This window comes from Halalkalibacter krulwichiae (assembly GCF_002109385.1).
Lineage (GTDB): Bacteria > Bacillota > Bacilli > Bacillales > Bacillaceae_D > Halalkalibacter > Halalkalibacter krulwichiae.
Map to the genome: position 1 here is coordinate 3,252,537 of NZ_CP020814.1, position 18,525 is coordinate 3,271,061.

Consider the following 18,525-nt stretch of genomic DNA (forward strand, 5'->3'; position numbering starts at 1 on the left):
CTTATTTTAAATATGTCATAACGAAATGAAGAATCGTCGTGGATGAGGTTGGATTTATATAGGCATGTATTCGATCAGCATTAAACTTTAATGAATCATAGGCAAAAAGGTGATATGTTTCATTTTCGATTTGAATGATTAGTTCCCCTGACATGACGGTTACATACTCGATAACACCTGGTTGGTGTGCCCCTGGTTTGTATTCACTATTCGGCTTTAAAAAGGCTCTATGCAGTTCACTTTGACCATAATTCGCAACTTCAAACATTGGTTCGAGCACACACACCTGATTGGCACTTACGACTTTATTTCCTTGGTGGGCACGCGAAATAGTCACTTGATTATTTTCTTGAAGAAGAGTAGATATCGGAATTGACAAGCCGTTTGCTATTTTCCAGATAATTGAAAGTGATGGATTCGCCTCGCCTCTCTCAATATTCCCAAGAGTTAACTTACTGACATCCGTCTTATCAGCTAAATCTTGCAAGCTGATTCCACGATCTTGCCTTATTTTCCTTAACGTCATTCCTACCTGCTTAGCGATAGAATCGGCACTCTTCATTTGAGATCCTCCTAATCATTTCTTATCAATTTACAGCTCCTGTAGTATACTATACTTAACTATAAATATATCATAATATACTCCATGAAGAAAAAGGTGATCTCATGAAAGAAATCGGTCTTGGTATCATTGCCTCAATCTTTTTTGCTGTTACATTTATTCTGAATCGTTCAATGGAATTGTCTGGAGGTAGCTGGCTATGGAGCTCTTCTTTACGTTTTCTTTTTATGGTTCCCTTTCTTGTCCTGATCGTCTTCTACCGGAATAACATCAAGCAATTATTTTATGAAATGAAGAAACAACCTTTCCAATGGCTCTTATGGAGTTTTGTTGGCTTTGTTTTGTTTTACGCACCTATTACGTTTGCAGCTGCCTATGGTCCCGGGTGGCTTGTCGCTGGCACTTGGCAATTAACCATTGTCGCTGGTACTTTACTCGGTCCCCTTTTTTGGCAAACCATTCAAACAAAAAATGGCCAAACAAAAGTCAGAAGTCGCATTCCATTAAAAGCACTCGCAATTTCATCTATTATTTTAATAGGAGTCGTTCTCATTCAAGTAGAAAGAGCTAGCAACCTGCCCTTGCAAACAATCTTAATTGGTGTGATTCCTGTTGCTATTGCAGCGTTCGCCTATCCATTAGGTAATCGTAAAATGATGGAAGTATGTGGAGGGAGGTTGGATACGTTTCAACGAGTACTTGGAATGACTTTAGCAACGATCCCATTTTGGCTTGTCATTGCTGCTTTTGGATTTGTTTCTGTCGGCGCACCTTCTTCCGACCAAGTTCTTCAATCCTTTATCGTTGCCGTGTCATCAGGGATCATTGCAACTACTCTATTCTTTATTGCTACCGATCGAGTAAGAGGTGATCAAGGAAAATTAGCCGCCGTGGAAGCAACTCAATCGACACAAGTCCTCTTTGTTCTAATTGGAGAAATTCTCCTTCTATCAGCTCCGTTCCCAAATGGGTTAGCCATTACCGGCTTATTCATTATCGTCTGTGGTATGCTCTTGCATAGCTATGTAACTAATAAAATGAATTCAAATTCTACTAAGCTTGCTGTTAAACAAAAGAAAGTTCAAGAATTATAACAAGTTAAAGGAGATAGTAGCCCTACTCAGGCATCTGCTATCTCTTTTCTTGTGTTAAGTGTAATTAATCTTTAAAAAGTGTTTATTGAAATTTAACACGTGGTTAATGGTGTACCTCCTCGTTTTTTTAAAAGCATTACTTTAGTCATGCATTCTGCATATGATGACACTCGCATCCTTTCCTTCCCTATTGCTTTTTAGGTCATAAGACTAGAAGTGGACGTTTGTCACACTCTTCTCTCAAACTTATCACTTACTTTATAAGTATTTTGCAGCTTTTTACATAATTGAAATCATATGTCCGTATTTCGTTAATAATCATCTGCTACATTTTTCTTAGAACCACTTCTTTGATCGACACACCCCTAAAAAAAATTAGGAGGCATTATTATGATGAACACCGGTATGAATAGGAGAGATTTTTTAAAAATGGGCGGAATGAGTACACTTGCCTTAACTCTTGGTACAACAGGTGTATTCTCACTTGCAGATGGCTCAAAAGCATTAGCAAATGCAACCGATCCAACGAAAGGGAAAGGTTGGGGTGGTTACGGTCCATTGGTTCAGGATCCAAATGGATTTCTAGATTTGCCACAAGGCTTCAACTATAAAATACTCTCATCCAGTGGGGAAGCTATGGTGAACCCAAGTGGAAATGTCGTACCAGGACTTCCTGATGGAATGGCCGCTTATCAAGGACCTAAAAATTCTACTATACTCGTACGAAATCATGAATGTGGGACAAACCATCAATGGGCGGTCAATGGAAAAAATCCTTGGAGCAAAGGCGCAGCTGGCGGTACAACAGCTCTAGTAATTAGTCCAAATCGTGAAGTCGTTGATGAATATGTAACTAATTCAGGTACGATCCGTAACTGTGCAGGTGGAGCTTCTACTTGGGGTACATGGCTAACCTGTGAAGAAACTCGTAACCTCGGTCACGGTTTTGTATTCGAAGTCAATCCGTTAGACCCAGAAAACGAAATGTCTATAACGCCAATACGTGACATGGGATACTTCTCCCATGAAGCTTGTAGTGTTGACCCTGCAACAGGGATTTGGTATTTAACAGAGGATAGCGAACCTTCATTCCTTTATCGCTTTACTCCACATAATCGCAGCCAAAAGTTAGGTTCGCTTCAAGAAGGAGGAATTTTAGAAGCGGCTGCATTGGACGAGCTTCCAAATCATTCAGCAAGTACGTTCACCCCAGGACAAAAGGTCGGTGTTGTATGGAAGAAGGTAAACCCAGAACGAGCGAAGGAAGATGCAAGAGATTTAGGCTGCATTCAGTTTACTCGTTTGGAAGGGTCTTGGTTCGGCGGTGGTGCTTTTTGGTTTGATGATACGAGCGCTCGTACAACAACAGCACCAGGAAGATTTGGTCGAGTGTATCGATATTTTCCAGCAACTAATACGTTAGAGCTATTCTTCGAGTCTCAAGATTCCAATGACTTACATGCACCAGATAATGTAACGATTACTCCTTGGGGTGACCTTTGGATTGCAGAGGATGGCAACCCACGTGGAGACCGCATTATTGGCTTAACTCCTGAAGGGAATGTCTATGAATTTGCACAAAATGTATATAACAACTCTGAATTCGCTGGAGTTTGCTTCTCACCTGATGGAAAAACGATGTTTGTAAATATGCAAACTCCTGGGTTTACGATTGCTGTTTGGGGTCCTTTTTCACGTCGAAATTCAGCACGTCAATTTGCAATGAGTCATGCAGCTCCTCCGGCTAGCTTTGCACCACAAATTTCAGAGAAAGTGATCGCTTATGCTGAAAAGGAAGGTATTTCACCACTAGCTGCAGCCGTCTTAGACCGTCATGGAGTCACACTATAAGTCTAACGATTGTAAGGAGGCTTTGACATGCTATCAAATATTGGCATTCCTGGACTCATCCTTGTTCTAGTGATTGCCCTAATGATTTTTGGCCCTTCCAAGTTGCCCGAGATCGGAAAGGCGTTTGGAAGTACATTAAAGGAGTTTAAAAAAGCAACGAATGAGTTAGTGAATCACGAAAGCGCCGATGACCGTCCAAAAAAGAGAAAGCGAAACTTCAAGCAGTTGAACAACCTAATCATAGAGCTGGAAGTTAATTAACGTAGTAAAAGATGCAAGTAGATCTTTTAATGTACTTGCATCTTTCTCATTTCATATATTAAAGAAGGAGTGAAGAATAAATGGTTTCTGTTTGTCCAAAACATGTAAAAAACGGATTAGACAGTCTAGTGGTCCCACATGTTTATAAACTAGACCAAAACCAAACACGAAAGAATGCCTGTAAGTGTCAATTTTGTCACTTGAATGCGAATTATAAACTAGATAGTTTTACTGTAACTCAAACGAATAACGAGTTAGAAAAGCAGGGTTGAACGATAATTTCAACCCTACCACCTTTTTTAACACCGTTTAGATCTTCTAACTCTAGAAACTCTTTTGTCCGCCCCTGATTACATTTTTGTTAGAAAAAATCATAAAAGTATGGTACTTTTTTCGGAATCAGTTGATCTAACTGTTCAAGTGCTAGTTCATCACCGGAAATTCTCTCCAACTCCTTTAACTCACTTGCTTTTTGATACCCTAACAGCAATGTAGTTAACGTATTAATTGATAAGCTAATCAATTTTTCTTCTGTATTCGGATATGGGATGATGTTGATCGTGTTTGGTTTTACTTCAAATACTTGGTTGTTCCACGGTGCATATTCATCTGTTACTTTTATCAAAATGTTTGTTTCTTTCGTTGCATTCTTCCAATGAAATGGATACTCCTCGAGAAATGGCTTAACATCAACAATGCGTGCCATAAAGTATGGGGTCAACTCTTGCTTTACCCGAGGTTCCTTTAATGAAAATAGCAGCGGATCTCTTTCATGTAAAACCATCTCCAACTCATTAATCATGGAATCGTGCTGACATATAAAATTCCATAAGCCCCGTCTTGCATCACCACCAAGAGCAACAAATTCCTTTACTTTCATCTTTTTATCTTGAACTGTATAGATTATATATCCTTTCGCAACTTTCATCGTATCGTAGTAAATAGCCATTTGTTGATCTTTAACAAGCTTTCTCCACCAATCGTGATCACGGTGGAGCATTCCAAAAAGTTTAGTAGCATATTGAGTATAGACAATAGCTAAATCAGCAACTTGTCCTTCTTGACTCCGCTTCACCGTCCCCGTTGCTTCACGCTGAAACATAAGATCAGACTTAGTCATCGTAACCGTTTGTTTATTTGAAAACAGCTCCCAACCAAATTTGCGATAAAATGGTACAGAAAAAGGAAAGAGCATTGAGATCCTAAATTCATCCTTTTTCAGCTGTTCTAAAATGTGGATTAGCATTTCTTTCACATAGCCATTTCTCCGATATTCTGGATAGGTTGCAACACCAGCAATCCCGCCCATTTTTAATAGGTCGTCTCCTAAATATACCTGTAATGAGAGAAGATGTAGCTTAGCAACCAACTGCTTCTCATCCAAAAATCCAATTACTTGCTGTTTCTTGAGCATTTCCATTATTTCTTCTATATCCTCTTTTGGAACCTTGTATTGAAAAGCATATTCAGATAACCGAATTGCTTCTAAATATTTATCTTCATTTATAGGAATGACTTCCATACGGACGCTCCTTTGCTTGTTAAGAGTGATTCATATTAGTTCTCTATTCAACGGTTAAACTCCTTTAAGTAGAAGAAAAGAGGCTGAACATTGTACGTTCAACCTCTTTACACTATTTCACAATTAAAACAGGGACTTGTACTCGTTTGGCAACCTTATGACTTACACTTCCAAGCACCATTGTTTGAAGCTTATTTAAACCTCTGCTGCCAATTACTACGCAGTCATAATTACCTTTGTTCGCGAACGCTACAATTGAAGGGCCAGGATCACCATGAATCATATGTACTTGATAGGTAATGCCCTCTTTTTCTAATAATTCAACAACAGGAGCGAGCTTTTCTTTACGCTTTTTCTCTACTTCAAATTTACTGTTATTTGTCAGTACATCTGACTTAGAGGTAGATTCATCAATTGAATAAACAACATCCATTTTTGCATGATGTAGCTTACATAAAGCAATTGCTTTTTCGGCTGCACGTATGGAATGCGTAGAACCATCTGATGCCAACAGAATACTTTTAAACATGAGTGGACCTCCCTCCTATTCTTGAATCTAATGTTAATCAAGAGTTCACTCTTTGTAAAGGAAGTTTTCGTTATAACCTTCTAACATAACAAAAAGACAGAAGGATTGCTTCTGTCTTTTTATATATTTAATGTCCTGAAGCTTTAGAGATTCCAGCTAATCGTTTTTTTAACTTCTCACTTTCAGCGTTTAAACCAATAAACTTAACTTCGACATGGTTTTGCTCGAATTTCGCTTCTATTTTATCAAGGGCACCAATAGCTGAATCATCCCAAAGGTGTGCATTTGATAGATCAATTTCAACATAGCGAATATCTTCTTTGTAATCAAAATTATTAACAAAATCGGTCACAGAGGCAAAGAATATTTGTCCAGTAACCTTGTAAACTTTTTTATCTAAGTGATTTATGACACTCTTTTCAACATGAACTTTCGAGATCTTTGCAGCAAAGAAAATGGCACTCAATAATACTCCAGCAAATACACCAATCGCCAAGTTATGTGTCACGACAACTGTGACAACTGTGACAACCATGACAATTGCATCCGTACGTGGGAGTTTATGAATGTTGCGAACAGATCCCCAGTCAAATGTACTAAATGAAACCATAAACATAACTCCAACTAAAGCAGCCATTGGAATTTGAACGACGAGTCCACCAAGAACTAGAATCAGAAACATTAGGACTGCACCAGCAACCAAAGCAGAAAGGCGACCTCTTCCACCAGATTTCACATTGATTACTGACTGACCAATCATTGCACAACCTGCCATTCCACCAAAAAATCCCGCTACGATATTGGCAATTCCTTGCCCTCTGCTCTCTTTATTTTTATCACTTTCTGTATCTGTCATATCGTCTACGATATTAGCCGTCAGAAGAGATTCTAGTAAGCCGACAATCGCTAAAGCAAGGGAATAAGGAAGGATGATCATTAATGTTTCAAGATTTAACGGGATTTCAGGAATTAAAAATACAGGTAATGCCTGAGAAAGTGCACCCATATCTCCGACTGTGCGAATGTCAATACCCATATAAATAACAAATGCCGTTATAAAAACAATGGCAACTAAAGCAGATGGAACAGCTTTAGTAATTCTAGGCAAACCATAGATAATAAATAACGTTACTGCTACCAGTGTATACATCACCCAAGTCGCGCCTTCAAATTGCTCTAATTGAGCCATAAAAATCAAGATTGCTAAAGCATTTACAAAACCGATCATGACCGATCGTGGTACGAATTTCATAATTCTAGCAAGCTTAAAGACACCAAAAAGAATTTGGAATACTCCTGTCAAAATGGTTGCTGCTAACAAATACTGCAAACCGTGCTCAGCAACAAGTGTCACCATAACTAAAGCCATTGCTCCTGTTGCAGCAGAAATCATCCCTGGTCGACCACCGACAAAGGCAATAACAACAGCGATACAAAAAGAAGCATAAAGCCCAACCATTGGGTCTACCCCTGCAATGATTGAAAAGGCGATTGCTTCTGGAATGAGTGCAAGAGCAACGACAAGGCCGGCCAATACATCGCCTCTCACATTCCCAAACCATTCTTGTTTAATAGATTGAATGTTCAACCTAACACCTCTTTTTCTATTTAATTATTTTGTTCGACTTTTGACTCTCACAAAAGTCGCGGTCCGTTGTTAACAATCGTATAGTAACATGTTCTCCACAAACTTCAAACACCCATGTAAGCGTTTTTCATATTTGTTTATCTTTCTTTTTCTCTTTGATACTATCTTTTTCTTGCCTATTTGGTATTCAACCAAAATACCTACACATAAAATTGCTCATCCATGAAGTTAATCCAAACAAAAAAAAGAGACGCAACTCTATCCCAACAGCTGCGTCCTTAGTTAAGTTGATTTATTCTTTTACGAACTCTTTCGTACTTCTCACTGTATCAATCGGTCGAACCATTTTTTCAATCGCTTCACGTTTTGGTTCTAAAAACGGTGGCAAAGATAGCTTTTCTCCAAGTGTTTCATACGGCTCATCCCCCATAAAACCTGGTCCATCTGTAGCAAACTCAAATAAAATTTGCGGTGCTACTCGTGCATATAAGGACTCAAAGAAATAGCGATCAACATAGCCAGAAGTTTGAAAACCGAATTGCGGTAACCGTTCAATCCACTCATTTAATACATCGCGATCTTCTACACGAAATGCCACATGGTGAACCGTTCCATAGCCTTGACGCGCTTGCGGAAGCATGACGTTATGTTCAACGATGACTTGTGCTCCATTTCCTCCTTCGCCAACTTCAAATAAGTAATGTGACCCTTCCTTGGCGACTTCTTTAAACAACAGTACTTTTTCTAACACTTCTTTAAAGTAATCAAATTGAGCCACTCGAATAAAAATTGGTCCTAGACCAGTAATCGCATATTGTAAAGGAATCGGTCCTTTTTGCCAAGGTGTACCGGATTCAATCCCAACATTCAATTCATCAGAAATTAATTGATACTGCTGATCATCAAAGTCGACAAATGATAACGTCTTTTTCCCGAATTGTTCTTTGATCCCTGTATGTTTCACTTCCAAGCGATCAAACCGGTTCACCCAATAATCTAATGCTGCATCTGTTGGTACTCTAAATGAAGTTTTCGCAATTTCATTTGTACCATGGGAACCTTTTGGAATACCAGGAAAGTCAAAGAATGTCATGTCTGTCCCTGGGCTTCCTTTGTCATCAGCAAAAAATAAATGGTACGTTTGAATATCGTCTTGGTTGACCGTTTTTTTCACTAATCTCATTCCTAATACAAATGTGAAAAACTCATAGTTCTTTTCCGCACTACTTGTAATAGCTGTTACATGGTGAATTCCTTTTAAATGATTCATTTTATTCCTCCGTATATAGTACTTTTTTATGGTTTAATACTTCAATTTAGAATATCTTTAATTCGAGATAAATATATCATGTCTGCCTCTTCTTTGTCAATGAAAACAAGACTCCCTAATACAGAGAGCCTTATTGTTTCGTTTTATCCTTTATATAATGAATAAAAATATCTCGGTGGACTTCCTTATCAATAATTTTTCGAACATAATATGGATCCTTCAGCAGCCCATTTTCTTTATCAGACAATATCCAATCCCTTGCATGAGGATTAGCCATTAAAGCTTGAAACCACTCCTCCTTTTCAAGCTCCTCCCAAAGTTGTTGAATAGCTACTTCTTTTCTTGGATACACAACCTTTCGAATCATTTCAAAAAAGAAGCCTCCTGCTAGTAAAACTAGTAAGAATAGTACAAGCATACCCTTCTCCTTTAATCAAGCTTCAACTCTGTTTGTATTTTACTAAAGAAATCTAAGAGATGGGGGATTTTTTCCTAACAAAGAGCATACCAAATTATTCATTTAGTATGCTGAACTCTATAGTTATTCCTTTATTCCTTTCTTCCTTTATTCCTTTCTTCCTTTCTTCCTTTTACTGCTCATAACCGATTAATTTATTGGCTTGCCACGGAATCACAGCTGTACCTTGTTCATGCTGATTGGTAACAAAGTGAATCCACTTCTGTTCTGCCCTAGCACGACTTGTTAAAATTGGATCTGACGTTTTGGTCGCAGAAAAGCATTGATTTATGACCCACCAACTAGGTTTTATTTTAGCACGTGACAAATCTTCTTCTAAGCGTGTTGCTTCATGTACAGGAGTTGCTTCTGGCAACGTTACGATTATTACGTCTGTTTCATCTCTATTTCTTAGCCTAGGCAAAAGCTTTGTTACAGCCTCTGGAACCTCTTTCGTCGATCTTTCTATCTCTTTATGATAAGACTGAGCGGCGTCTAACAACAAAAGAGTATGACCTGTTGGTGCAGTGTCAATAACTACAAAAGAATCTTCAGCTTGATCAACAACATTTGCAAACGCTCGAAATACAGCGATTTCTTCTGTACATGGGGAACGTAGATCTTCTTCTAAATATGCAAGCCCATTTTCATCAAGTGATTCCTTCGCTTTTTGCAAAACTTCTTCTGTATAAGCTTCCACTTCTTTTTTCGGATTGATTTGGCTCACAGTTAAATTTGCATTTGCCTTCGTTTCCGCTAGGACATAAGACAAGTGCTCAGCAGGGTCTGTTGTCGTTAAGTGAACGGAATGGCCAAGTTCAGCTAGTCCAACTGCAACAGAAGCGGCAACAGTCGTTTTTCCGACTCCACCTTTTCCCATCGTTAAAACAAGACCTTTGCGCTTAGTTCCTAATTTCTCGACAACTTTCTTTAGTGAAGGAAGAGTAGAAGCTGCCTGTGTGCTCAACTGTTCTTCTTGCTCCATACGATCTTGCTTAGAAAACGCTCTTAACGCTTCTATACCAGTCAGCTGATACGGAACATAAGGCAATATGTAACCATGCATCGTTTTTAACTGATCAGGCATTTGTTCTAATGCTTGTTGCTGACGCTTGTAAAGCGCTGTTGCAATTGAATCTGTCTGCTCATATTGTTGCAATAAACCATTAATAATCAGCAACTGATTCTCCAAACCAACCTCTTTAAGTTCTTTTGCTGCTTTACTTGCTTCTAATAATGCTGATTCATCAGGCCTAGATACAAGGATCAGCTTTGTTTCAGCTGCATTGGCTAACGCATTGACCGCTTTTGCATACAGTTCCTTTTTTTCTGCAAGACCGGAAAGTGGACCTAAGCATGAAGCACCATGGGTACTATCTTCAAGAAATTCAGACCATGCTGATGGAAGCTGCAACAACCGCAACGTATGACCCGTTGGTGCAGTATCAAAAATGATATGATCATACTCTTTCGTGCGATCCGTATTCGTTAATATCGATGCAAACTCATCAAAGGCAGCAATTTCAACCGTACATGCTCCTGAGAGTTGTTCCTCCATTTGCGCTACGACAACGCCAGGAAGTTTATCACGAAAAGGCCCAACAACCTTCTCACGATATGCACTTGCAGCCTCTTCTGGGTCTAAGTTAATGGCATCAAGACCCGTTATTCCTATTATTGAAGTAGCTCCATAGCCAATCTCTTGGTCAAATACGTCCTGTAAATTTGAAGCAGGATCGGTTGAGACAATTAATACTTTCTTTCCTTCATCCGCCAATGCCAGCGCTGTTGCACAAGCAGTTGATGTTTTTCCGACACCACCTTTGCCTGTAAAAAACAAATAAGGGCTCATTGAACTCGAACTTGGTTGAAAACGTGGCTTCATAACAATTCAATTCCTTTGGGTTTACTCGGTTGCTTTGTCAGAAACTCAGCTGATACATCACCCCACTGAGCTAATTCCTCATTAGTCGGGTAACGACCCTTGAGCTTTATTTCTCCGTCTACTATGATCGTCGGAAGGCTTTCTATCCCCTCTTGATGTAGCAATTGTTGAATTTGTGTTTCTTCGACAAATGCTTGAGGATCCGATGCTAAATTGAATCGTTTAATATCAACCTTTTGTTTTTCTAACATAAATATAGCCGTTGCGACTCTTGTTAATTCAGGATCTACACTCGGACCACAAACACCAGTATCACAACACATTGCTGGATCAAACACACGAATTTTTGTCATAATCATTCTCCTTTCTATGAAACGGGTACATAACTATAGTGCTTTATTAAGAATACGAACGACAACAATCTTAGCAAGGATATTTCCGGAGCGGCTGCTATCCATTAACTTATTGCGTTCGGATTTCGATTAATAATCAAGACTTCATTATTTACCTGTTTCTGCAAATGTTTTAATGCGCTCGCCAATTTCATCACGAACACGTTGGAAGAAAGCCCACTTTTCTTCTTTTGAACCTTCTGCTTTTGCTGGGTCATCGAACCCCCAATGTGCACGCTCTTTATTAGGAGGCGTTGCAGGACAAACATCATTTGCGTGACCACAAAGAGTAACAACAAAATCAGCCTTCTTCAAAATTTCTTGATTAATCGTATCCGATGTTTGAGTTGAAATATCCACACCAGCTTCAGCCATTGCTTTCACCGCACTCGGATTCACTCCATGTGCCTCAATGCCTGCAGAATAGACATCATATTTATCTGACAGATATTTCTTTCCCCACCCTTCAGCCATTTGACTACGACAAGAATTTCCCGTGCATAAAAAATAAATAATTGGTTTAGACATAATAATTGCTCCTTTTTATTCGTGTTTTTTATTAAATTAAAAAGCAAGGTCATTTGCTTTCTTTACAGAATGACATTTAACCAGAGATATAACCCGACAAGAGTAATAAATAAAGTAGGCACCGTTAAGATGATTCCGACTTTAAAATAATAACCCCATGAAATTTTCATGCCTTTTTGAGCAAGGACATGTAACCATAGTAAAGTGGCTAATGAACCAATAGGGGTTATTTTCGGTCCTAAATCAGACCCAATTACATTCGCATAAATTAAAGCTTCACGCATCGCACCGCTTGTAGCAGTATCCCCTATTGCCAATGCATTAATTAAAACAGTCGGCATGTTGTTCATAACCGATGACAAGATAGCGGCAATAAAGCCCATCGAAATGGTTCCTACAAACATTCCTTGACTTGCAGCTGCTTCAATCACACTTACTAACACATCTGTAAGACCAACATTTCTTAAGCCGAAGATGACCACATACATTCCAATCGAAAATACAACAATGGCCCAAGGTGCTCCTTTAATGATGCCAGCAGAGCTTAACGCTGGGTTTTTCGCACTTAACTGACGGAAAATAAGATAAAAGATAAACGCAATCGGCATCGCGACAAAGGAAACAGGAATGTGAATAAACTCACTAATAAAATAACCAACTAATAAAACAGTTAAAATATACCATGATAACTTAAACAGCCGAGGGTCTTTGATAGCTTCATTAGGTTGTTTTAACTGGCCCATATCATAATTTTTTGGAATATCCTTTCTAAAATATAAATAGAGAACAAGGATACTCGCACCTAATGCAAAGAAGTTTGGAACAATCATTCTCGTTGCATATTCAACAAAACCAATTCCAAAAAAATCTGCTGACACGATGTTAACTAAGTTACTCACAATTAGCGGTAATGAAGTTGTATCAGCTATAAATCCACTTGCCATAATAAAAGGCAGTACCATTGCTTCTTTAAAGCGTAAAGCCCTTACCATCGCTAAAACGATTGGGGTTAGGATTAGTGCTGCTCCGTCATTTGCAAATAACGCAGCGACTATCGCCCCGAGTAGCGAAACATAAAGGAACATTTTAATTCCATTTCCTTTGGCAAACCTCGCCATATGCAAGGCAGACCATTCAAAAAAACCTATCTCATCTAGAATAAGAGATATAATAATGATTGCGACAAACGTTAACGTTGCATTCCAAACGATTTCAGTTACAGTTATCACATCGCCAAAATCGACCACACCGACAAGCAATGCGAGCGTAGCACCAATTGAGGCAGACCAGCCAATTGATAATCCCCTAGGTTGCCATATGACGAGTACAAGTGTAATTAAGAAAATAATCGATGCCAAAATAACCTCTGACAATGTTCTCCACTCCTCTTTTTTCTACTCCCTAACAACAACTTACGCGTAAACCGCGCTCCTCTAAGTCCTTTAATTTCTCTTTTTGACTTGGAAGATGCTTTAAAAGATCTTGTACCAATGGATACATTTCATGATTTTGATTTAGACGATAGAAAATCCATTGACCTTTTCGGTTTTCTTCTACCAGTCCTACATCACGTAATTTACGCAAATGTTGACTGACAGACGGTTGACTCATTTGAAATAATTCAACAAACTCACATACACAGCATTCATCCTCAGCTAGCATTGCAATCATTGCTAATCTCGTTTTATCACCTAAAAGTTTTAATACTTTCGCTGCGTTTTCAATTGGTAAAGATGTTGTAATCTCACTCAAGTTACGTCAGTCCTTTCTTTAACATGGTTATATTATATAAACATATACTTATATAAGCAACTCACTTATTTTATTGTAACGCTTTTTTATCTTATGTAAAGACTGTTCATTCCACTCCTCTCTAGGTTTCTAGTTATTTATTAAGAGTTTGTAAAGAAGTATGGGCAACTCCTTTACTTTGAAGAAACTAAAAAAGAAAGAGCCTATGCTCTTTCCACTATAAAGTCAACTGCGAGCCGGATCGTGCAAGAATGATCTCTCCATAAAAATGTTTCGCTACTTCTTGTTGCAATTGTTCATGCTCTCCAGCGTGAGGCAAATGAGTTAAAACAATTTTTCCAGGCTTTGCTTGTTTGGCTAACTTTCCTACATCTTCACTGGTCATATGACCATATTGAGCGATTTGGTCTCCTTCATAGCCGCTACATTCAGCTATAAGCAGGTCAACTCCTTGTGTAAAGTCAGCTAATCCAGAAAAGTAACTTGTATCAGCCGTATAAACGATTGTCTTCCCTTTATTTTCTATGTGCATTGCATAGCAAGGAACTGGATGCATCGTCTTCTTAAAGGTAAATGTGAATGGGCCTATTGATAAAGGCACACCCTCCTGATAGGATTGTGATGTCACGGCATTTTTATAGGAAAGCTTCGAGAAAGCTTGTTCGTCATCTTGATGACCATAGATTGTCGTCTCCTTCAACCTCTTGTTCATCCCGTTATTTATCAATCTTGCATATTGATAAACACCAATATCTGCTTGATGGTCTTGGTGATAATGAGAAAGAACGATACCATCTAAATCCTGTACGCTGCAATAGTTCTGCAGTTGCGACACGACTCCACTTCCAAAATCGAGTAAAAGTTTCACATCGCCGTCCTCAAGCAAGTAGCCAGATGTCGCCTCTCCTTTTTCCGGATATCCATGCCAATATCCAACTACTGTCAGCCTCATCGTTCACTCCCCTATTTTTCAGCTTGCTCAATTCTTTCTTTTTCAGTTAAAATGGCTAGTTCCGTCATTAATTTCTTTTGTTCATGTTCTGTATTTGAGTCTGCTACACACTCTTGCAAGCGCTTTAATTTATCGTGTCCTGATTTCCTCACGAATAACTTCCTTTCTGTAACCCTGTCTGATTCTCTATCGTAGAGACATTCATTTACACTCTATCCCTTATACATTATAGACATATTTTTAATTTTATAAACATTTAACTGACTAGTTACCTCAAACCATTGAAAGGGTCGATACTAACAGATAAAAAAGCCCTTCAACAGCGAATGCTGTTAAAGAGCTTCCTCAACTATTATTACTGAGCTGCAGGGTATACGCTCACTTGTTTGCGATCACGACCAAGACGCTCGAATTTAACAACGCCGTCTACTTTCGCAAATAGTGTATCGTCTCCACCTTTACCTACGTTCACACCAGGGTAAATACGTGTTCCGCGTTGGCGAACAAGAATCGATCCACCTGTTACAGTTTGACCGTCAGCACGTTTAGCACCTAAACGTTTAGACTCAGAGTCACGTCCGTTCTTTGTACTACCTACCCCTTTTTTCGATGCGAAAAATTGAAGGTTCATTTTTAACATGGAATTCACCTCCCGATTGTATCGTTGACTTGAATATTGCGACTGTATTCTTCAGCAATCGACTGGAGAGATACTAACATCCCTTCAAGAAGAAGCTGGACTTTCTCAAATGTTACTTCATCCAAATCGTTTGGAACATAACAGCGGAGAAAGCCGCCATCATCTTCCATCTCTATATCAAGCTCTACTCCACAAAGGGCAGCGATTGCATTGACAGAGCCAAATGAGACAGCTGAAGCTCCAGCACAAACGAGATCATGTCCATACGGGCCAGAGCCAGCATGTCCACTCATCGTAAAAGAGACAATTTTTTGATCGTCGTTACGAGTAATGTCTACCGTAATCATACAACTTAAGCGTTAATCTTTTCGATTACAACTTTAGTGTAAGGTTGACGGTGACCTTGCTTACGACGGTAGTTCTTCTTAGCCTTCATCTTCCAAACGATGATTTTCTTAGCACGGCCTTGTTTTTCAACTTTAGCCGTTACAGTAGCGCCTTCTACGTAAGGAGCACCTACTTTCACCTCATCGCCACCTACTAAAAGAACGTTATCGAAGCTAACTGTTTCACCAGCTTCTGCGTCTAATTTTTCGATGTAGATTTCTTGGCCTTCTTGAACCTTGATTTGTTTACCACCAGTTTCAATAATTGCGTACATACTTGCACCTCCTCATATACTCAGACTCGCCATCCTAGGTAGACAAAATGTCATTTCAAAACCTGTTCTGTGCGGTTGTAGTTGTTTGGGTGCGACCAAATAACTAACAAACGATATTGTAGCATAGATTCTTCGATACTGTCAATCAACTATTTGCTTTTAATCGTTCGAGCTGTGCCGTTGCTTCCGTCATCTCACCGATGTATCGAATCGCGTATTGCTCTTCTAATAATCTCTTATTCGGATAGACTAATATTCGGAAGCCGAGGGCTTCTTCTAATCGTTTTAAATGCTCACTCTTTGCTCCAAATAAAACAGTAGCTACTGATGAAGGCAGTTCTAATACAAGAGCCTCGTTGTCCATCCCTTTATGCTCCCATAACTGTCTCTCTATTTTAAAGGCTTGTGCTTCATCAGATAAGACCACACCTTTTCCTTGGCAAGTTGGACAAGTTTTTGAAAGGCTTGCTTGCAAGTTTTGCCGAACTTTCTTTCGCGTCATTTCAAGCAAACCAAGTCCCGTTATACCAAGTACATTCGTTTTGGTCCTGTCTTTCTTTAATGCTTGTTCAAAAACCGAAACGACATGTGCACGGTCTTCTTCTCGTTTCATATCAATAAAATCAATAATGATAATGCCAGAAATGTCTCGTAATCGAAGCTGCCTTGCAATTTCTTTTGCAGCTTCACTATTTGTTTTTCGAACCGTATCATGTAAATTCGTCTTCCCAGTAAATTTACCCGTATTGACATCAATGACCGTAAGCGCTTCTGTTTGATCAATCATTAAATAGGCACCATTCTTTAGCCAAACTTGTCGTCTAAGGGCACGTTCCAACTCTTTCTCAATCCCAAAAGCACTAAAAAGATTTTCCTTTTCTCGATAAAAGGTTAACACTTCACGCAATTTTGGAAAGGGTTCGAGCAGCTCCTGCAGCAGTTTATACGCTTGAAGTTCATCCACAACAATCTGATCGATTTGTTCATATGAAAAGTCACGAATCATCCGCTCAATTAAATCAGAATCTTGATGAATGAGAACAGGGGCCTTTTTCGTCCGTTCCTCTTTTCCAATTTCCTTCCAACACTTCCGGAGAAATTGCAACTCTTGTTCGACCAATTCAGAAGCTTGTCCTTCACAAGACGTACGAATGATTAGCCCTTCTTTTTCTTCGAGCAGTTGTTCACCAAATTTCCGCCAGCGTTCACGCTCGTTCTCACTAGAAAAACGGCGTGACACACCGACATAATTACCTTCTGGCATATAGACAAGAAATTGTCCCGGAAATGAAATGACACCAGAGAGTCTCGGTCCCTTCGTACCGAAACCTTCTTTCGTTACTTGAACAAGTAACTCATCTCCTTGGCGAACAAATTCAGATATGCTTCTTTGCTTTTTTACTTCTTCCTCTTCGTCAAACAGATGATAGGAAAGCAAGTCATCTCGATATAAAAAACCATTTTTCTCACGTCCAATATCAACAAATGCCGCTTGCATTCCAGGTAGAACATTCACTACTCTTCCTCGATACACATTACTGACAATGCGGTTCTCAGACTTTCTTTCGACCATCAATTCAGCAACACGTCCGTTTTCAACTACAGCAGCCCGCCTCTCCCTCGTTGCCATGTTAAAATAGATTGTTTTCACAGCATAATGCCCCTTTTCCAAATTTCTTTACTCTATTGTAACAGGTTACTAACCAAAGTCGTAGTAGATTAAAGCTTCCTAGAGAAAAAATGCGAGAGAGGGGCTTTTGGCTTTTTTTGGTCAAAGAGCAGTTGCAGCATTTCTTTTTCTTCCACGATAAGTGATTTTCCAGTTTGTATTTGAACGATTCGAAACAAGTGATAGCGACCTTTTCTAATTCGTTTCATCGCTTCTCGTAATGGCAAGGAATCACGCACCACTATTGTTTTCTTAAATGGATCTTGACGGTTGGCGGACCATCTCGCCATTAAAAAACGCATAAAGCGATAATGACGCTGCTTCCATTCTAAGTAATTGCTTAGAAAAAGAAACACGAGCACAACCCATAAATTCAAATGATATGGAAACCAAATGGCGCTTATCACAACAAGAATAGCCAATGCTGCTCCTGACAACCACCTTGAAAACCTTAACGCATCTACATAAGAAAAGTGATACGTACACCATAGTTGAACGAGTCTCCCACCATCCAGCGGTATGACAGGAAGGAGGTTAAAAGATAAAATCATCACATTGTGCCAAATAAAGAGATGGTGATCTGTAGTAGTCCAAAAAGAAAAATGAACACAAACATAAGACAAAAGGATCATCCATACATGCTGAAGTGGACCAGCTAATGTTACAATCAACTCTTCATGAAATGGACGATTTGCAGCATCTTCTACTTCTGCTACTCCTCCAAAAGGAAGTAATTCAATCTTATGAATGCGCCATTTAAACAGATGAGCTGCAAGCGCATGTCCCATCTCATGAATGAAAACAATAAGAAATATCATTAGAACTTCTCGAAAATATCCAGTAACGACACCTATACCGACAATGAACCAGAATAAGGGATTGATCTTGATCTTTGATAAGATCTCTCTCATA

21 protein-coding genes and 1 other annotated feature are annotated in these 18,525 nt (G+C 39.1%); of the genes, 3 read left to right on the forward strand and 18 right to left on the reverse strand.

The window, feature by feature from the left end; translation table 11 throughout:
• Position 1: 1 nt before the first annotated feature.
• A complete protein-coding gene (locus tag BkAM31D_RS16425; RefSeq protein ID WP_066153024.1) occupies positions 2 to 562 on the reverse strand; it encodes a helix-turn-helix domain-containing protein in 561 nt (186 codons plus the stop codon).
• A 104-nt stretch (positions 563 to 666) separates the two neighbouring features.
• Between BkAM31D_RS16425 and BkAM31D_RS16430 the strand changes: the two genes are divergently transcribed.
• The 3 genes from BkAM31D_RS16430 (at position 667) to BkAM31D_RS16440 (ending at position 3,768) form a co-directional block, all read left to right on the forward strand.
• Positions 667 to 1,656 (forward strand): DMT family transporter, encoded by a 990-nt coding sequence (locus BkAM31D_RS16430; RefSeq protein ID WP_066153027.1) that lies wholly within the window; start codon positions 667 to 669, stop codon positions 1,654 to 1,656.
• A gap of 390 nt (positions 1,657 to 2,046) precedes the next feature.
• Positions 2,047 to 3,507 carry an alkaline phosphatase PhoX gene (locus BkAM31D_RS16435; protein ID WP_066153030.1) on the forward strand — a complete coding sequence of 487 codons (1,461 nt, stop codon included), beginning with the start codon at positions 2,047 to 2,049 and terminating at the stop codon, positions 3,505 to 3,507.
• Positions 3,508 to 3,534: 27 nt separating this feature from the next.
• On the forward strand, positions 3,535 to 3,768 hold the full coding sequence (locus tag BkAM31D_RS16440; RefSeq protein WP_066153033.1) for a twin-arginine translocase TatA/TatE family subunit: 234 nt from the start codon (positions 3,535 to 3,537) through the stop codon (positions 3,766 to 3,768).
• 361 nt (positions 3,769 to 4,129) lie between these two features.
• On the opposite strand, the gene BkAM31D_RS16450 is transcribed toward BkAM31D_RS16440, so the two are convergent.
• The 17 genes from BkAM31D_RS16450 to BkAM31D_RS16525 form a co-directional block, all read right to left on the reverse strand.
• Positions 4,130 to 5,290 carry a GNAT family N-acetyltransferase gene (locus BkAM31D_RS16450; protein ID WP_066153039.1) on the reverse strand — a complete coding sequence of 387 codons (1,161 nt, stop codon included), beginning with the start codon at positions 5,288 to 5,290 and terminating at the stop codon, positions 4,130 to 4,132.
• 112 nt (positions 5,291 to 5,402) lie between these two features.
• On the reverse strand, positions 5,403 to 5,819 hold the full coding sequence (locus BkAM31D_RS16455) for a universal stress protein (protein ID WP_066153042.1): 417 nt from the start codon (positions 5,817 to 5,819) through the stop codon (positions 5,403 to 5,405).
• Positions 5,820 to 5,946: 127 nt separating this feature from the next.
• Positions 5,947 to 7,407, reverse strand: coding sequence for a SulP family inorganic anion transporter (locus BkAM31D_RS16460; protein WP_066153046.1), 1,461 nt, complete (start codon positions 7,405 to 7,407; stop codon positions 5,947 to 5,949).
• 292 nt (positions 7,408 to 7,699) lie between these two features.
• Complete coding sequence (locus BkAM31D_RS16465) at positions 7,700 to 8,677, reverse strand: ring-cleaving dioxygenase (RefSeq protein WP_066153049.1); 978 nt, start codon at positions 8,675 to 8,677, stop codon at positions 7,700 to 7,702.
• Between the two features lie 130 nt (positions 8,678 to 8,807).
• Positions 8,808 to 9,095 carry a hypothetical protein gene (locus tag BkAM31D_RS16470; RefSeq protein ID WP_066153052.1) on the reverse strand — a complete coding sequence of 96 codons (288 nt, stop codon included), beginning with the start codon at positions 9,093 to 9,095 and terminating at the stop codon, positions 8,808 to 8,810.
• A 172-nt stretch (positions 9,096 to 9,267) separates the two neighbouring features.
• Positions 9,268 to 11,019 (reverse strand): arsenical pump-driving ATPase, encoded by a 1,752-nt coding sequence (gene arsA, locus BkAM31D_RS16475; RefSeq protein ID WP_066153055.1) that lies wholly within the window; start codon positions 11,017 to 11,019, stop codon positions 9,268 to 9,270.
• On the reverse strand, positions 11,016 to 11,372 hold the full coding sequence (arsD, locus tag BkAM31D_RS16480) for an arsenite efflux transporter metallochaperone ArsD (RefSeq protein WP_066153058.1): 357 nt from the start codon (positions 11,370 to 11,372) through the stop codon (positions 11,016 to 11,018). Before arsD ends, arsA begins: the two co-directional genes overlap by 4 nt.
• A 147-nt stretch (positions 11,373 to 11,519) precedes the next feature.
• The gene (gene arsC / locus BkAM31D_RS16485; RefSeq protein ID WP_066153063.1) at positions 11,520 to 11,939 is read right to left on the reverse strand and encodes an arsenate reductase (thioredoxin); all 420 of its coding nucleotides are present in this window, start codon (positions 11,937 to 11,939) and stop codon (positions 11,520 to 11,522) included.
• Between the two features lie 62 nt (positions 11,940 to 12,001).
• Entirely contained in the window at positions 12,002 to 13,312 is a 1,311-nt protein-coding gene (locus tag BkAM31D_RS16490; RefSeq protein ID WP_066153067.1) for an arsenic transporter, read from the reverse strand.
• Between the two features lie 28 nt (positions 13,313 to 13,340).
• A complete protein-coding gene (locus BkAM31D_RS16495; RefSeq protein ID WP_157076797.1) occupies positions 13,341 to 13,610 on the reverse strand; it encodes an ArsR/SmtB family transcription factor in 270 nt (89 codons plus the stop codon).
• 298 nt (positions 13,611 to 13,908) lie between these two features.
• Positions 13,909 to 14,643, reverse strand: a complete 735-nt coding sequence (locus BkAM31D_RS16500) for an MBL fold metallo-hydrolase (RefSeq protein WP_066153073.1) — start codon at positions 14,641 to 14,643, stop codon at positions 13,909 to 13,911.
• 11 nt (positions 14,644 to 14,654) lie between these two features.
• Positions 14,655 to 14,795, reverse strand: coding sequence for a hypothetical protein (locus BkAM31D_RS23665; protein ID WP_157076790.1), 141 nt, complete (start codon positions 14,793 to 14,795; stop codon positions 14,655 to 14,657).
• 203 nt (positions 14,796 to 14,998) lie between these two features.
• Positions 14,999 to 15,283 (reverse strand): 50S ribosomal protein L27, encoded by a 285-nt coding sequence (gene rpmA, locus BkAM31D_RS16505; protein ID WP_066153076.1) that lies wholly within the window; start codon positions 15,281 to 15,283, stop codon positions 14,999 to 15,001.
• 5 nt (positions 15,284 to 15,288) lie between these two features.
• Positions 15,289 to 15,630, reverse strand: coding sequence for a ribosomal-processing cysteine protease Prp (locus tag BkAM31D_RS16510; protein ID WP_066153079.1), 342 nt, complete (start codon positions 15,628 to 15,630; stop codon positions 15,289 to 15,291).
• A 5-nt stretch (positions 15,631 to 15,635) separates the two neighbouring features.
• Positions 15,636 to 15,944, reverse strand: coding sequence for a 50S ribosomal protein L21 (gene rplU / locus BkAM31D_RS16515; protein ID WP_066153081.1), 309 nt, complete (start codon positions 15,942 to 15,944; stop codon positions 15,636 to 15,638).
• Between the two features lie 12 nt (positions 15,945 to 15,956).
• Positions 15,957 to 16,031: a sequence feature (ribosomal protein L21 leader region), on the reverse strand.
• A 58-nt stretch (positions 16,032 to 16,089) separates the two neighbouring features.
• Complete coding sequence (locus BkAM31D_RS16520) at positions 16,090 to 17,595, reverse strand: Rne/Rng family ribonuclease (RefSeq protein WP_066153082.1); 1,506 nt, start codon at positions 17,593 to 17,595, stop codon at positions 16,090 to 16,092.
• A 68-nt stretch (positions 17,596 to 17,663) separates the two neighbouring features.
• On the reverse strand, positions 17,664 to 18,524 hold the full coding sequence (locus BkAM31D_RS16525; RefSeq protein WP_066153623.1) for a M50 family metallopeptidase: 861 nt from the start codon (positions 18,522 to 18,524) through the stop codon (positions 17,664 to 17,666).
• Between the last annotated feature and the right edge of the window lies 1 nt (position 18,525).

Coding starts and splice junctions, on each gene's coding strand:
- BkAM31D_RS16455 (WP_066153042.1), bottom strand. CDS start 5,819: ATGTTTAAAAGTATTCTGTTGGCATCAGATGGTTCTACGCATTCCATA.
- arsD (WP_066153058.1), bottom strand. CDS start 11,372: ATGACAAAAATTCGTGTGTTTGATCCAGCAATGTGTTGTGATACTGGT.
- BkAM31D_RS16500 (WP_066153073.1), bottom strand. CDS start 14,643: ATGAGGCTGACAGTAGTTGGATATTGGCATGGATATCCGGAAAAAGGA.
- BkAM31D_RS16525 (WP_066153623.1), bottom strand. CDS start 18,524: ATGAGAGAGATCTTATCAAAGATCAAGATCAATCCCTTATTCTGGTTC.
- BkAM31D_RS16425 (WP_066153024.1), bottom strand. CDS start 562: ATGAAGAGTGCCGATTCTATCGCTAAGCAGGTAGGAATGACGTTAAGG.
- BkAM31D_RS16465 (WP_066153049.1), bottom strand. CDS start 8,677: ATGAATCATTTAAAAGGAATTCACCATGTAACAGCTATTACAAGTAGT.
- BkAM31D_RS16450 (WP_066153039.1), bottom strand. CDS start 5,290: ATGGAAGTCATTCCTATAAATGAAGATAAATATTTAGAAGCAATTCGG.
- arsC (WP_066153063.1), bottom strand. CDS start 11,939: ATGTCTAAACCAATTATTTATTTTTTATGCACGGGAAATTCTTGTCGT.
- rplU (WP_066153081.1), bottom strand. CDS start 15,944: ATGTACGCAATTATTGAAACTGGTGGTAAACAAATCAAGGTTCAAGAA.
- BkAM31D_RS16470 (WP_066153052.1), bottom strand. CDS start 9,095: ATGCTTGTACTATTCTTACTAGTTTTACTAGCAGGAGGCTTCTTTTTT.
- arsA (WP_066153055.1), bottom strand. CDS start 11,019: ATGAAGCCACGTTTTCAACCAAGTTCGAGTTCAATGAGCCCTTATTTG.
- BkAM31D_RS16435 (WP_066153030.1), top strand. CDS start 2,047: ATGATGAACACCGGTATGAATAGGAGAGATTTTTTAAAAATGGGCGGA.
- BkAM31D_RS16510 (WP_066153079.1), bottom strand. CDS start 15,630: ATGATTACGGTAGACATTACTCGTAACGACGATCAAAAAATTGTCTCT.
- BkAM31D_RS16495 (WP_157076797.1), bottom strand. CDS start 13,610: ATGATTGCAATGCTAGCTGAGGATGAATGCTGTGTATGTGAGTTTGTT.
- BkAM31D_RS16430 (WP_066153027.1), top strand. CDS start 667: ATGAAAGAAATCGGTCTTGGTATCATTGCCTCAATCTTTTTTGCTGTT.
- rpmA (WP_066153076.1), bottom strand. CDS start 15,283: ATGTTAAAAATGAACCTTCAATTTTTCGCATCGAAAAAAGGGGTAGGT.
- BkAM31D_RS16440 (WP_066153033.1), top strand. CDS start 3,535: ATGCTATCAAATATTGGCATTCCTGGACTCATCCTTGTTCTAGTGATT.